The following is a 14,231-nucleotide window of genomic DNA, read 5'->3' as shown; positions in this document are numbered from 1 at the left end:
TTTCCCGCAGTGCGGCCATGGATGGCCGCCCGTTTGATCTCCGCGATCAGGGATGATCGCAAAGGTTTCCCGCAGTGTGGCCATGGATGGCCGCCTGTTTGATCTTCGCGATCAGGGATGATCGCAAAGACGTCTTCGGACCGGTGCACGGATCAGAGATGCCCGCTGGCCAGCTCGTCGGCCAGCCGCGGCAGCTTGTAGACCTTGCGCACCGCTTCCATCAGCGCGGCGGTATCCACCGCCACCGCGCGGTTGTTGCCGCCGTCGTAGGTGAAGTCGCCGCCGATGGAGTGGATGTTGCCGTCGAAGATCAGGCCGATCGCGTGGCCGTCGCGGTCGATCACCGGGCTGCCCGAGTTGCCGCCGATGATGTCGTTGTCGGTGACGAAGTCGAACGGCGTGGAGAGGTCCAGCGAACCCTTCGCCTTGATCCAGCTGTCCGGCAGCTTGAACGGATCGGCGCCGGTGGCGCGGTTGTAGGCGCCGGCGAAGTCGGTGAACGGCGGCACCTGGTGGTCGCCCTCCTTCCAGCCGACCACCTTGCCGTAGGACAGGCGCAGGGTGAAGGTGGCGTCGGGGTAGCTGCTGGTGCCTTCGCGCGCGAAGCGGGCCTGGGCGATCGCCTCGTCGGCCCTGGTGGTGGGCGCCTGCACCTCGTCCTCGTACTGCTTGCGCAGCTTCGTCGCGGTGGGCTCGATCCCGCGCACGAACGCGATCATCGGATCGGTGGAGGCCTCGATCGCCTTCTCGCCGCCGTCCCACAACTGCTTGCGCACCGCCGGGTCGGCCAGTTTCGTGCCGTTCACCAGCCTGGCGGCCAGTTCGTCCGGTGATTGCCTGCCCAGCGTCTGGTGCACGAAGGCATTGTCGGCGCCGAGGATCTGGCGCATCTTCTCCATCGACCACGCCATCATGGTGCGCTCGTACTCCGGGTACACCGGCACCTTCGCCTCCAGCGACTGTTCCACTGCGGGCAGGTTGGCGTTGCGGAACTGCGGCAGGCGCTCGGCGTCGGGCTTGGCGCGCTGCGCCGCGCCGCGCACCAGGGTCATCGCGTCGGCGAACAGCTGGGTGCCCACGCCGAAGCCGCGGCCGCCCGCGATCATCATGTAGCGGTCCTGCAGTTCCTTGCCGCGTTGCTGGGCCTTGGCCAGCTCCGCCCACGGGTCGCCGTACCTCGCGCGGCGGGCCGGGTCGGCGGCGATCCAGTCGCGCAGCGCGGCGTCGTCCTTCTGCTTCTGCGTGATGAAGCTCTCGCTGGTGAGCGTTTCCAGCCAGCCCTTGAACACCTTCAGCGTGTTCTCGATGCCGAACTGCATGTCCTGCGCTTCCTTGGCCTGTTGCGCGCCGGCGCGGCCGTACTGCCACAGCACGCCGCGCAGGTCGGACAGGTAGCCGTAGAACGGGATCAGCATGTCGTCGCGCATGGCCGACAACTGGATCCATGGCGTCTGGCGCTGGGTGGAGCCGGGATTGCCCACCACGAAGCTCAACTCGGCGGCCTTCGGGCCGTGCGCGTCGAACTTGAAGAACTGCGGCGTCTTCGCCGGCTTGCCGTCGACGTAGGCGCGGAAGAAGGTGACGTCGAGGTCGTAGCGCGGGAAGTTGAAATTGTCCGGGTCGCCGCCGAAGAAGGCGATGCCCTGCTCGGGCGCGAACACCAGGCGCACGTCCTGGTAGCGGCGGTACTTGTACAGCGCGTAGCGGCCGCCGTGGTACAGCGAGATCACGTCGCAGCGCCAGGTCTTCGCGTCGCCGCCGACGCAGCCTTCCTCCAGCTTGCTGCTCACTGCGCGCTCGGCCTTGATGCGCCCGGCGCCTTGCTTGCCGCTGGTCGCCGCGTTCACCTGGGCGGTGACGTCGGTGATCGACTCCAGCTGGTTGAGCTCCACGTCGGGGCACTTCGGCTCGTCCTGCTGCTTCATCGCCACGTAGCCGTCGGCCATGTAGTTGTGGCCGCTGCCGGAGAGCTGGGACAGGCAGGCGTTGGCGCAGTGGTGGTTGGTCATCACCAGGCCGTCGGCGGAGACGAACGAGCCGGAGCAGCCCTCGGCCAGCCGCACCGCCGCATGCTGGACCAGGTCGATCCATTGCGGCGTGGGCGTGAAACCGTAGCGCTGCTGCAGCTGTTTCACCGGCAGATGGTCCAGCGTCCACATGCCTTCGTCGGCCATCGCGCCGGCGGCGGCGCCCAGCAGCAGGCCGGAAAAACCAAGGAGCAACCAGCGTTTCATCGCGTCCCCTCCGTGTGTGGGCGGATCGGCGCGGATGGCGCGGGCCCGCCGTTGGCGTGTCGAACCGGCGGTCATCATGGCGCCGGTCGCGCGGGTGTGGAAGTGAAGGTCGGCAGGGGTACTTGCAGGCCGTCCATCCTGAGCATAAAATTCACATCCATATATTTCATATATGAAATATATACGAAGACATTAAAGGCCGCCCCCTGCCATGAGCAGCTTCGCCCCCACCGAACAGCGCCTCGCCGTCACCTGCCGCCGCCAGCCCGCGTTCCCGCGCCAGCCGGCGGTGCTGGTGCGCCTGATCAAGCACCTCCACAAGCGCGTGCACGACGACGCCAATGCGCTGCTGAAGCCCTGGGGCATCAGCCATCCGGAGTACAACATCCTGATGATGCTGTACGGCACCGAGGGCTACGCGCTGAATCCCTCGCAGCTGGCCGAGGCGGCGGGTGAGAAGTCGGCCAACATCACGCGGCTTGCGGACAGCCTGTGCGACAAGGGACTGATCGAGCGCACCGCGAGCGACGAGGACCGGCGCAAGGTCAGCCTGAGCCTGAGCCGGCGGGGGCTGGCGATGATCGACGACTTCATGCCCGCGATCTGCGCGCTGCTGGAGCGCCAGACCGCCGGCCTGAAGGCCGCCGAGACGGCACAGCTGGAACGCCTGCTCAAGAAATTCCTGGACCAGCTGGAGCAGGGCTGAGCGATGTCCGCGGCATCGACGAAGACGGGGCTGGCGGCGCGCCGCTGGCCGGCGCTGGCGGAGGCCTTTGCCGGCGAAGGCCGCACCTGGCTGTTCGTGTTCAAGACGCTGCTGGCGTTGTACCTCGCGGCGTGGCTGGCGATGTGGTTGCGGCTGGAGCAGCCGGCCACCGCGATGATCACGGTGGGCATCGTGATGCACCCGCACAGCGGCATGGTGCGGGCGAAGAGCTTCTACCGCGCGATCGGCACGCTGTGCGGCAGCACGTTCGGGCTGGCGCTGCTGTGCGTGTTCCCGCAGCAGCGCGTGCTGTTCCTGCTGTGCATGTCGCTGTGGGTGGGCCTGTGCGCGGGCGGCGCCACGCTGTACCGCAACTTCATGGCCTACGGTTTCGTGCTGGCCGGCTACACCGCCGCGATCGTGGCGCTGCCGGCGGTCGGCAACCCGCTGGGCGTGTTCGATTCGGCGCTGATGCGCGTGAGCGAGGTGATGCTGGGCCTGGTGGTGGCCGGCGTGGTCAGCGACCTGGTGTTTCCCGAGCGCCTGCGCATGGTGCTGCGGAAGACCGCGCGCGAGCACTTCGCGCACTTCATCGACTTCGTGCGCGGCTCGACCGGCGGCAGCATCCCCCGCGCCGAGATGGAGCAGGCGCACCTGCGCTTCGTGCGTGCCGCGGTGGAGCTGGAGAACCAGCGTGCCTCGGTGATCTTCGAGGACCCGGAGATCCGCGCGCGCAGCACCCGCATGCGCCTGCTCAACCAGCACAACATGGCGGCGGCGACCAGCTTCCAGTCGCTGCACCATCTGATCAACCGGCTGCAGCGCGAGGGCCGCGACGCCGAGGTGGCCGCGCTGATCGCCTTGTACCGCCCGATCGGCGCGGCGCTGACCACGGCGCCCGCCGAGCTGCACGATCCGGCCGTGCTGGCGCCGCGCCTGCGCGAGTGCGCGCAGCGCCTGCCGGCGCTGGAGGCGGAATTGCACGCGGGCTTGGCGCCGGGGCGCGCGCAACTGGCCTTCGACACCGGCGCCACCGTGCTCGGGCGTTTTCTCGACGAGCTGTGCGGCTACGTCGAGGTGGAGCTGGCGCTGCGCGGCCACGTGCAACGCGGCGACGTGGAGCGCGTGCATTTCCGCCGCGGCAACGACGCCACCGGCGCCATGGTGGCGGTGCTGCGCACCTTCCTCACCATGGCCGCATTGAGCACGTTCTGGATCGCCAGCGGCTGGACCTTCGGTGCCAGCGCGATGCTGCTGGCCACCATCTTCAGCGGCCTGTTCGCGGCGACACCGAATCCGCTCGCCTCCGCCTTCAGCATGCTGGCCGGCTATGCCCTGGGCATGCTGGCCGGCCTGTTCACGGCCTGCGTGCTGCTGCCGGGCAGCGACGGTTTCGCGATGCTGATCGCGGCGACCCTGCCGCTGCTGCTGGCCGGGCCATGGCTCAATGCCCACCCCGAACTCGGCAACATCGGCGGCGGCTACGCGATCGGCATCGTCTACATCCTCGCGCTGAAGAACCCGATGGTGTACGACCCCGCGCATGCGTTCAACGACGCCATCGCGCAGCTGGCCGGCGTGGCGCTGGCGGCGGTGTCCTTCGTGTTCGTGCCGCGCGTCACCGGCAGCGGCTGGCAGCGCCGGCGGCAGTTCCGGCGCCTGCGCGAGCAGGTGGTCGAGGCCGCCGGCGCGCCGCTGGAAGGCTTGCCGTGGCGCTTCGAGAGCGAGAGCCGCGACCTGTTCCACCAGGCGATCGTGCATACCCGCCCGGGCAGCCGCGAGTCGCGCGAGCTGCTGGCCTGGGCATTGGCGGTGCACGAGAGCGGGCGCGCATTGATCGAGCTGCGCCAGCAGTTGCGCGCCGGCCGCTTCGCGGTCGAGGTGCACGAGGCGGTGGATCGTGCGGTGCAGGCGGTGGCGCAGCTGTACCGCCGCCCCGACGCGGTGCGCCGGCAGCAGGCCGAGGACGCCGTGCGCGACGCGATCGAGGCCTGCGCCGCCGCGCCCGCGTTGCGCCCGCGGCTGTATCAATTGCTGGGTGCGCTGCGCGACGACGAGTCTCCGCTGGCCACCTGGATGCCCACCATGGAACCCGCCCGTGCCACGTGAGATCGCCATCTGCGGCGTGCTGGTGCCCGGCCTGCTGCCGATCTTCCTCGGCTGCCTGCTGCTGATGGTGCTGGTGGACGTGCTGATCGGCCGCTATGGCCTGTACCGCTACGTCTGGCACCCGCCGCTGTTCCGCCTCGCCCTGTTCGCCTGCCTGTTCGGCCTCACCGGCCTGCTGCTGCTCCATTGACCCAGATATCGCCATGAACAAGTCATCGCTGTTGCGCCTGCTGTTCACCGCCGTGGTGGTGGTGATCGCCGCCGTGCTCGGCCACGCGCTGTGGAAGCACTACCTGTATTCGCCGTGGACCCGCGACGGCCGCGTGCGCGCCGACGTGGTGCGGATCGCGCCGGACGTGTCCGGCCTGGTCACCGCGGTGCCGGTGCACGACAACCAGTTCGTGCATCGCGGCGACGTGCTGCTGGTGATCGATCCTTCGCGCTACCGGCTGGCGCTGGACCAGGCCCGCGCCAACCTGGCCGCGGCCGGGGCCGGCGTGCATGCGGCCGATGCCAACATCGTGGCGGCCACCGCCGCCGTGGCGGCGCGCAGGACCGACTATGCGATGTACCGCGCGCAGGCGAAGCGGCGCATGCAGGTGCCGACAGGCAGCGTGGTGTCCAGCGAGGCGCGTGACAACGCGGTCGCCACCGCGGAGGCGGCGGAGGCGGCATGGCACCAGTCCGAGGCCGCGCTGAAGCAGGCGCAGGCGGCGCATGACCAGGCGCTGTCGGCGCAGGCGCAGGCGCGGGTGGCGGTGCAGAACGCCGAGCTCAATCTCGAACGCACCCGGGTGCGCGCGCCGGTGGACGGCTACGCCACCAACGTGCAGGTGCGCGTGGGCGACTACGCCAGCGCGGGCGCGCCGCGGCTGGCGCTGGTGGACAGCCACAGCTACTACCTCTACGGCTATTTCGAGGAAACCAAGCTGCCGCAGCTGCACGTGGGCGATCCGGTGGACGTGCGCCTGATGGCCGGCGGCGTCCACCTCAAGGGCCGCATCGACAGCATCGCGCGCGGCATCGCCGACCGCGACAACCCCGGCAGCCCCGAGCAGCTGGCCAACGTCAACCCCACCTTCAACTGGGTGCGCCTGGCCCAGCGCATCCCGGTGCGCATCGACATCGACCCGAGCCGGATGCCTGCCGGCAGCGTGCTGGTCGCGGGCATGACCGCGACCATCGAAGTGCATCCGCGCGACGACGATGCCCGCGCCCCGCGGCAGGCGCAGCCATGACACGCATTGCGCGGACGCTCGCGATCGCTGCATCGGCGCTGGCGCTGGCCGCCTGCGCGTCCACCCGTGGCCTGCATCCCGCGGGCCATGAAATCCCGCCGGACAGCTTGCGGACGCAGCGAAGCCTCGCCGGCGCGCCGGTCAGTCCCGCCGCCTGGCCGCAGCAGGACTGGTGGCATGCGCTGGGCGACGCGCAGCTCGATGCGCTGATCGCCGAAGCATTGCGCGACAACCCCGGCCTTGCCGTGGCCGATGCGCGCGCGCGGCTGGCGCAATCCGAGGCGCAGTCACTCGACGCCGCACGCGAGCCCAGCGTGGAAGCCAGCTACGCCGGCACCGGCGCGCGGCTTTCCGAGAAGGAAGTCGGCCTGGTGCTGCCGGAGGCCGTGGGCACGTTCGCCTGGATGCAGAGCGCCGGCGTCGACTTCTCGTGGAACGTCGACCTGTGGGGCGGCCAGCGCGCCGCCTGGGAGGCCGCGCTCGGCCGCAGCCGCGCCGCGGAAGTGGATCGCCGCGCCGCGCGCATCCAGCTGTCGGCGGACGTGGCGCTGGCCTGGATCCAGCTGCGCCAGGCTTTCGTGTTGCGCGACATCGCGCAGCGCGACGTCGAGCGCGCGGATCGCATCGCCGTGCTCACCCGCACCCTCGTCGCCAGCGGCCTGGGCCTGCCCGACAACCTGTTGCAGGCGCGCACTGAAGCCGGCATTGCGCACCAGCACCTGGTCGCCGCCGATGCGGCCATCGACAGCGCGCGCATCAGCCTCGCCGTGCTGCTGGGCAAGGGCCCGGACCGCGGCCTGCAGATCGCGCCGCCGACCGAGCCCAGGCCGGTGTCGCTGGCGGTGCCGCCCGACCTCACGGTCAACCTGCTGGGCCGCCGCCCCGACCTCGTCGCCGCACGCTGGCGCGTGGAAGCCGCCGCGCAGGACATCAAGGCGGCCAAGTCGCGGTTCATGCCCGACCTCGGCATCAGCGCGATGGCCGGCTTCCTCGCGCTGGGCGACAACGTGCCGCTGTTCCAGCTGCCTGCGCGCACCTACAGCGTCGGGCCTGCGCTGTCGCTGCCGCTGTTCGACGGCAAGCGCCTGCGTGCCGGCCTCAACGCGCGCGATGCGCTGTACGACGAGACGGTGGCCAGCTACAACCAGACGCTGGTGCGCGCGGTGAACCAGATGGCCGACCTGCTCAGCCTGTCGCGCGCCGTGCAAAGCCAGCTGCACACGCAGCAGGACGTGCTGCACAACGCGCAACGCACCTGCGACAACGCGCAGATCGGCTACAGGGCCGGGCTGGGTACGGAGTTGAACACCCTGGTCGCCCGCCGCATGCTGCTCGCGGCCGAACAGAACGAGGCCGTGCTGCAGAGCCGCCAGGCCGAACTGGCGGTGCGCATGGTCGAAGCGCTGGGGGGCGGCTTCAAGGACGACGAAGCGCCGGCGGCCGGCGCCAAATGACCGGGTGTTGCGGCTCGTTCCGCAACCGCCGCGGGTAGGCAAGCCCGTGCCGGGTTTGCCATCATCGCCGCCATGAACCGCTTGCTGAATGCCCCGGGCCGCCTGGCGCGCCGCCTGTTGCCGCGTCGTCGCGATGCCGCCAACCGGCTGCCCGCTTTTTCCGTGCCGGCCGGCGCCATCACGGCCTTGCCCGATCCCGCCGCATTCCGCCAGACCCTGCTGCAGCTGATTGCGCAAGCCGAGCAGCGCATCGTGATCGTGGCGCTGTACCTGCAGGACGACGACGGCGGCCGTGAGGTGCTCGACGCGCTGTACGCGGCCAGGGCGCGGCACCCGGCGTTGCGGATCACGCTGTACGTGGACTGGCATCGCGCCCGCCGCGGCCTGATCGGCCAGCGGCAGAGCGAGGGCAACGCGGGCATGTACCGCGAGTACGCACGCCGACTGGGCGAGGGCGTGGAGATTCACGGCGTGCCGGTGCAGAACCGCGAGTTGCTGGGCGTGCTGCACCTGAAGGGCTGGGTGATCGACGACAGCGTGCTGTACACCGGCGCCAGCCTCAACGACGTCTACCTCGCGCGGCATGGCCGCTACCGGCTGGACCGCTACCACCTGCTGCGCCATCGCGGGCTGGCCGACGCGCTGGCCGGTTTCGTCGAGCGCCACTTCGCCGGCAACGCGGCCGTGCCGCGGCTTGATCTGCCGGAGGCCCCCGCCACCCGCACGCTGCAGCCGGCGATCCGCGAGCTGCGCCAGTCGCTGCAGTCCGCCAGCTACGTCGTGCCGGATGAAACACCGCAGGCCGACGAGGTGGCGGTAACGCCGCTGCTGGGCCTGGGCCGCAACGGCAATGCGCTCAACGACGCCGTGCTGGCGCTGCTGCGGGAGGCGCGCGAGCGGGTGGTGCTGCTCACGCCGTACTTCAACCTGCCGCGGCCGGTGCGTGCGGCGGTCGGCCAGGCGCTGCGCCGCGGTTGCCGCATCGACATCATGGTGGGCGACAAGACCGCCAACGACTTCTACATCCCGCCGGGCCAGCCGTTCACCACGATCGGCCTGCTGCCGTACCTGTACGAGAACAACCTGCGCCGCTTCGCCCGTGCGCATGCCCGCCAGATCGCCAGCGGCCAGCTCAACCTGTGGCTGTGGCGCGACGGCGGCAACAGCTATCACCTGAAGGGCCTGCTGGTGGACGACCACGCCGCCCTCGTCACCGGCCACAACCTCAACCCGCGCGCGTGGGCGCTGGACCTGGAGAACGGCCTGCTGCTGCGCGACCCCGCGCGGCACCTGCACGCGATGCACGAGGCCGAGTGGGCGGAGCTGCGCCGGCATGCCACGCGGCTGGCCGACTACCGCGCACTGGAAAGCCCGCGGCATTACCCGCCGGAAGTGCGGCGCCTGCTGCGCCGGCTGAGCCGGGTGCGGCTCGACCGGCTGGTCAACTGGCTGCTGTGATTCAGGCAGTCAGGCGCTGCAGGCGCAGTTCCAGCCAGCGGCTGATGTCCTGCCATTCGCGATCGAGGATCGAGTAGCACACGGTGTCGCGCAGGCTGCCGTCGGGGCGGCGCCTGTCGGCGCGCAGCACGCCGTCGCGGTGCGCGCCCAGGCGTTCGATCGCGCGTTGCGAGTCGAGGTTGCGGTGGTCGGTGTGCAGCACCACGGCCACGCAGCCCAACGCGTCGAACGCGTGCGCGAGCAGCAGGCGCTTGCAGGCGGTGTTGAGGTGGCTCTTCTGCCAGCGCCTGGCATACCAGGTGTAGCCGATCGCCACGCGTGGCAGTTCGGGCGTGAGGTCGTAATAGCGGGTGCTGCCGACGATCTCGCCGCTGCCCAGCTCGCGCACCGCGAACGGCAGCATGGTGCCGTCGCGCTGGCCGGCCAGCGCCTTTTCCACGTAGGTGCGGGCCTGGCCGGGCGCGGGGGCGCTGGTGAACCACAGTTTCCACAGCTCGCCGTCGGCGGCGGCCACCTCCAGCGCGGGGGCGTGGTCGAGGCTCAGCGGTTCCAGCGCGACATGGGCGTCGCGCAGCAGGATCGGGGCGGCGAAAGGCATCGGCAGGGGACGTTCAGGCGTCGAGGTCGGGGATCAGCTTGCTTTCCAGCCGCGCGATGTGGTCCTTCAGCAGCAGCTTGCGCTTCTTCAGGCGGGTGAGCTGCAGCTCGTCGCGGCCGATCGCGCTCGCCAGCTGGTTGATCGCGGCATCGAGGTCGCGGTGCTCCAGCCGGAGTTCGGCGAGCAACTGGGCGGTTTCGGCGTGATCCTGTACCTGCATGGCGGTGTGCGGCGGTGCGGACGATGCCTTGTAGTGTAGCGCCGCCGGAAGCGGGTGGAGCGGGCGGGTACAATAGGCGTTCCGCCGCCCCGAAGTCCGCCATGTCCGCGCTGCCCGAAACCGTTCCCACGCCTGCCGCCGAGGTCGAGCGCCTCGCCACGCGGCTGCGCCACCAGGCCGGCAAGGCGATCACGGATTTCCGCATGATCGAGGACGGCGACAAGGTGATGGTGTGCCTGTCCGGCGGCAAGGATTCCTACACCCTGCTGGACCTGCTGCTGCAGCTGCAGGCGAAGGCGCCGGTGCGCTTCGAGCTGATCGCGGTGAACCTGGACCAGAAGCAGCCGGGTTTTCCGGAGCAAGTGCTGCCGGAATACCTGCGTTCGCGCGGCGTGCCGTTCCACGTCATCGAGCAGGACACCTACAGCACGGTGACCCGGGTGATCCCGGAGGGCAAGACCATGTGCAGCCTGTGCTCGCGGCTGCGGCGCGGCGCGCTGTACACCTGGGCGGCGGCGAACGGCATCAGCAAGATCGCGCTGGGCCACCACCGCGACGACATCCTCGCCACCTTCTTCCTCAACCTGTTCCACCAGGCCAGCCTGAAGGCGATGCCGCCCAAGCTGCGCTCGGACGACGGCCGCCACGTGGTGATCCGTCCATTGGCCTACTGCCGCGAGAGCGAGATCGCCGAATACGCGGCGCTGCGCGAGTTCCCCATCATCCCCTGCAACCTGTGCGGCTCGCAGGAAAACCTGCAGCGCAAGCAGGTGCGGCGCATGCTGGACGACTGGGAGCGCGAGCACCCCGGGCGCAGCGAGACGATGTTCCGCGCGCTGGGCAACGTGGCGCCGTCGCAGCTGGCCGACCGCAAGCTGTTCGATTTCGAGGGGCTGTCGGCGGCCGCTGGCGAAATCTGAGATCATGGGCATTCGTCCGATTGGACGTCCATACTTCCATATAAAGATCATCGAGGAATAACGTGTCCATCTTTGCTTCCGTTGAAATGGCCCCGGGCGACCCCATCCTCGGCCTCACCGAAACCTACCTCGCCGATCCGCGCACGGAGAAGGTGAACCTGGGCGTGGGCATCTACGTGGACGAGCAGGGCAGGGTGCCGGTGCTGGATGCGGTGCGCCGGGTGGAGCAGGCGCTGGCGCGCGACAACCTGCCGCGCGGCTACCTGCCGATCGACGGCCTGCCCGCGTACAACCGCGCCACGCAGAAGCTGCTGTTCGGCGAGGGCGCGCCCATCCTCGAAGCGGGCCGCGTGGCCACCGCGCAGACCATCGGCGGCAGCGGCGCGCTGCGCGTGGGGGCCGACCTGCTGAAGCAGGTGCTGGGCGCGAACGCGAAGCTGGCGATCAGCAACCCCAGCTGGGGCAACCACCACGTGGTGTTCCGCACCGCCGGCTTCCAGCTGGTCGACTACCGCTACTACGACGACGCCAGCCACGGTCTCGACTTCACCGGCATGCTGGAAGACCTCGGCAAGCTGGAACCCGGCACCGTGGTGCTGCTGCACGCCTGCTGCCACAACCCCACCGGCGTGGACCTGGACGCCGCGCAGTGGGCGCAGGTGGCGGCGCTGCTGAAGGACCGCGGCCTGCTGCCCTTCGTCGACATGGCCTACCAGGGCTTCGACAAGGACGCCGCCGCGGACGCCACCGCGGTGCGCCTGCTGGCCGACTCGGGCATTCCCGCCTTCGTGGTGGCGAACTCCTACTCCAAGTCGTTCTCGCTGTACGGCGAACGCGTGGGCGCGCTGAGCTTCGTGGGCGCCGACCGCGACGAGGCCGCGCGCCTGCTGTCGCGCATCAAGACCACCATCCGCGCGAACTACTCCAGCCCCGCCACGCATGGCGGCAAGCTGGTGGCGGGCGTGCTGGAAAGCGCCGAGCTGCGGGCGCTGTGGGAGCAGGAGCTGGGCGCGATGCGCGGCCGCATCCATGCGATGCGCGCGGCCTTCGTGGACAAGCTCGCCGCGCTGGGTGCGCCGGACTTCGGCTTCATCAACAGGCAGGCGGGCATGTTCTCCTACTCGGGCCTCAGCAAGGCGCAGGTGGATCGCCTGCGCGGGGAGTTCGCGATCTACGCGCTCTCCAGCGGCCGCATTTGCGTGGCCGCGCTCAACACCGGCAATATCGATTACGTGACCAAGGCCGTCGCGGCCGTTTGTCGTTGACCCTCGTCGAGTACTGCGAGACCTGGACAATCCGGGGCGTCATGCCCGCGAATGCGGGCATCCATGTTGATCCTCGTCGAGCATCAGATGGATTCCCGCTTGCGCGGGAATGACGTCACCACCAGGTCTGGCATGCGGCCGCCGCAAGGCGGCCTTCGCATCTGCATGGAAACCCAATGTTCTTCCGCAACCTTACCCTGTTCCGTTTTTCCCCCGCCGTCGCCGACGACCTGAAGCGCCTCGACGAGGCCCTGGGCGAGCACCGCCTGCGTCCCTGCGGCCCGCTGGAGATGTTCACCAAGGGCTTCGTGCCGCCGGTGGGCCGCGGCGACGACGCGCCGCTCACCCACGTGGTGAAGCACTGCACCATGGTCACCGTGGGCGGCGAGGACAAGCTGCTGCCCGCCGCGGTGGTCAACGACGAGCTGCAGCGCAAGGTACGCAAGATCGCTGAGGAGGAAGGCCGCAAGGTGGGCGGGCGCGAGCGCAAGCGGCTGAAGGAAGACCTGCTCACCGAACTGCTGCCGCGCGCCTTCGTGCGCAACTCGCGGATGTCCGCCTACGTCGATACCAAGCACGGCTGGCTGGTGCTGGACACCTCCAGCCGCAAGTCGGCGGAGAACGCGCTGACCCAGATCCGCGAAGCGCTGGGCAGTTTCCCCGCGGTGCCGCTGGCGCCGGAGGAAGGCCCGCGCGTGCTGATGACCGACTGGCTCGCCAACGGCACCCTGCCCGCCGGCCTCGCGCTGGGCGACGAAGTGGAACTGCGCGATCCGGCCACCGCCACCGGCGCGATCGCCAAGTGCCGTCGCCAGGATCTCGATGCGGAAGAGGTGAAGGAGCACCTGCGCAACGGCAAGCAGGTGTTCCAGCTCGGCCTGGTGTTCGACGACCGCATGAGCTTCGTGCTGGGCGAGGACCTGATCGTGCGCAAGCTGAAATTCCTCGACGTGGTGATGGACGAATTGGGTGACAGCCACGAGGACGCCGCCGCCGAGGCGGATGCCGGCTTCGCCCTGCTCACGCTGGAACTGGAGCGGCTGCTGGCCAAGCTGGAGGAATGGTTCGGCCTGCCTCGTCCCAGCGAAGGGTGAGATTGGCGCCAGATCAGGCTTTCCGGAAAGCGTGACTGCCGCCCCTTGCGCCCGAACCCGGTTCTCCCCACATACTGCCTGCCCGGCCCGCCCTTCGCGGCGCGCCGGACGTACAGGCAGCAGGCTCATGGCGCAGCATCTCGAAGGCGACTGGCTGGAACTGGCGACCGCAGGCGGCAACACCATCCGCGTGCTCAAGGCCGCCCACCCGCGTGCGCGGCGGCTGCGCCTCACCGTCACGCCCAAGGGCGCGCGCGTGACCTATCCCGACGGCACCCATCCCGCCCAGGTCAGCGCCTTCCTGCGCCACCACGCCGACTGGCTGGAGCAGAAGCTCGACGAGCTGAACCTGATCGTGAAGCCGCTGCCGCCGTTGCGCGTGGGCCACGCCACCACGCTGCCGCTGCGCGGCGAGGTGGCCACGCTGGACTGGGCCGACGGCGCCTATCCGAAGATCGAGGCGCACGCCGAGGGCCTCACCCTGGTGCTCCCGCGCCCGCACACGCGTGCGTTGCCGGTGGCGCGCGGCCTGCTGGCTTCGCATTTCGAATCGCTGATCCGCCGCGACGTGTCGCGCTGGCTGGCGTTCTACGTGCCGCAACTCGGCCTCGCGCCTACTGCGCTGAAAGTGCGGCCGATGAAGAGCCTGTGGGGCAGCCTCGACACCCGCGACCGCATCAACCTCGACCTGGCGCTGGCGCTGGCGCCGCCCGCCGCGCTGCGCTACGTGCTGGTGCACGAGCTTTGCCACCTCAAGGTGCGCAGCCACGCGCCGCGTTTCTGGGCGCAGGTGGGCCAGCTGCTGCCCGACTGGCGCGAGCAGCGCGACTGGCTGCGCGTCAACGGCGCCACGCTGAAGGCCGAGCTGGATCGGCTGGTGGCCGACGTGGCGGATTGAAACGGTCGCCAGGGCGACAACGACTTTCATCGTTACC

13 protein-coding genes are annotated in these 14,231 nt (G+C 69.9%); 10 read left to right on the top strand and 3 right to left on the bottom strand.

The annotated features are described in order from the left end of the window. Positions 1 to 152: 152 nt before the first annotated feature. On the bottom strand, positions 153 to 2,234 hold the full coding sequence (locus tag ABQJ56_RS01240; protein ID WP_367843168.1) for a S46 family peptidase: 2,082 nt from the start codon (positions 2,232 to 2,234) through the stop codon (positions 153 to 155). A gap of 211 nt (positions 2,235 to 2,445) precedes the next feature. On the opposite strand from ABQJ56_RS01240, the gene ABQJ56_RS01235 reads away from it, so the two are divergent. From ABQJ56_RS01235 to pssA, 6 genes are all read left to right on the top strand, one after another. Further along, the gene (locus ABQJ56_RS01235) at positions 2,446 to 2,940 is read left to right on the top strand and encodes a MarR family transcriptional regulator (RefSeq protein ID WP_367843167.1); all 495 of its coding nucleotides are present in this window, start codon (positions 2,446 to 2,448) and stop codon (positions 2,938 to 2,940) included. Between the two features lie 3 nt (positions 2,941 to 2,943). After that, positions 2,944 to 5,049: an FUSC family protein gene (locus ABQJ56_RS01230; RefSeq protein ID WP_367843166.1), complete on the top strand. Its 2,106-nt coding sequence runs from the start codon at positions 2,944 to 2,946 to the stop codon at positions 5,047 to 5,049. After that, positions 5,039 to 5,239, top strand: coding sequence for a DUF1656 domain-containing protein (locus ABQJ56_RS01225; protein ID WP_367843165.1), 201 nt, complete (start codon positions 5,039 to 5,041; stop codon positions 5,237 to 5,239). Before ABQJ56_RS01230 ends, ABQJ56_RS01225 begins: the two co-directional genes overlap by 11 nt. 13 nt (positions 5,240 to 5,252) lie before the next feature. After that, complete coding sequence (locus ABQJ56_RS01220) at positions 5,253 to 6,287, top strand: HlyD family secretion protein (RefSeq protein WP_367843164.1); 1,035 nt, start codon at positions 5,253 to 5,255, stop codon at positions 6,285 to 6,287. Next, complete coding sequence (locus ABQJ56_RS01215; RefSeq protein ID WP_367843163.1) at positions 6,284 to 7,741, top strand: efflux transporter outer membrane subunit; 1,458 nt, start codon at positions 6,284 to 6,286, stop codon at positions 7,739 to 7,741. The genes ABQJ56_RS01220 and ABQJ56_RS01215 overlap by 4 nt, the downstream gene beginning before the upstream one ends. A gap of 72 nt (positions 7,742 to 7,813) precedes the next feature. Continuing rightward, on the top strand, positions 7,814 to 9,199 hold the full coding sequence (gene pssA / locus ABQJ56_RS01210; RefSeq protein ID WP_367843162.1) for a CDP-diacylglycerol--serine O-phosphatidyltransferase: 1,386 nt from the start codon (positions 7,814 to 7,816) through the stop codon (positions 9,197 to 9,199). Between the two features lies 1 nt (position 9,200). Here the strand turns inward: pssA and ABQJ56_RS01205 are convergent, their stop codons facing one another. Continuing rightward, complete coding sequence (locus tag ABQJ56_RS01205; protein ID WP_367843161.1) at positions 9,201 to 9,797, bottom strand: GNAT family N-acetyltransferase; 597 nt, start codon at positions 9,795 to 9,797, stop codon at positions 9,201 to 9,203. A 13-nt stretch (positions 9,798 to 9,810) separates the two neighbouring features. After that, positions 9,811 to 10,017 (bottom strand): YdcH family protein, encoded by a 207-nt coding sequence (locus ABQJ56_RS01200; protein WP_367843160.1) that lies wholly within the window; start codon positions 10,015 to 10,017, stop codon positions 9,811 to 9,813. 101 nt (positions 10,018 to 10,118) lie between these two features. Here ABQJ56_RS01200 and ttcA point away from each other — a divergent pair, with 101 nt between their 5' ends. The 4 genes from ttcA to ABQJ56_RS01180 all read left to right on the top strand — a co-directional run bounded on the left by ttcA (position 10,119) and on the right by ABQJ56_RS01180 (position 14,194). After that, on the top strand, positions 10,119 to 10,937 hold the full coding sequence (gene ttcA, locus ABQJ56_RS01195; RefSeq protein ID WP_367843159.1) for a tRNA 2-thiocytidine(32) synthetase TtcA: 819 nt from the start codon (positions 10,119 to 10,121) through the stop codon (positions 10,935 to 10,937). A 62-nt stretch (positions 10,938 to 10,999) separates the two neighbouring features. Next, on the top strand, positions 11,000 to 12,202 hold the full coding sequence (locus ABQJ56_RS01190) for an amino acid aminotransferase (protein WP_367843158.1): 1,203 nt from the start codon (positions 11,000 to 11,002) through the stop codon (positions 12,200 to 12,202). Positions 12,203 to 12,378: 176 nt separating this feature from the next. Continuing rightward, on the top strand, positions 12,379 to 13,296 hold the full coding sequence (locus tag ABQJ56_RS01185; protein ID WP_367843157.1) for a recombination-associated protein RdgC: 918 nt from the start codon (positions 12,379 to 12,381) through the stop codon (positions 13,294 to 13,296). A gap of 127 nt (positions 13,297 to 13,423) precedes the next feature. Then, entirely contained in the window at positions 13,424 to 14,194 is a 771-nt protein-coding gene (locus ABQJ56_RS01180; protein WP_367843156.1) for a M48 family metallopeptidase, read from the top strand. The last annotated feature ends 37 nt before the right edge of the window (positions 14,195 to 14,231 follow it).

The organism is Rhodanobacter geophilus (genome assembly GCF_040812275.1).
GTDB lineage: Bacteria > Pseudomonadota > Gammaproteobacteria > Xanthomonadales > Rhodanobacteraceae > Rhodanobacter_A > Rhodanobacter_A geophilus.
This window is presented reverse-complemented; position numbering and strand designations above follow the sequence as displayed.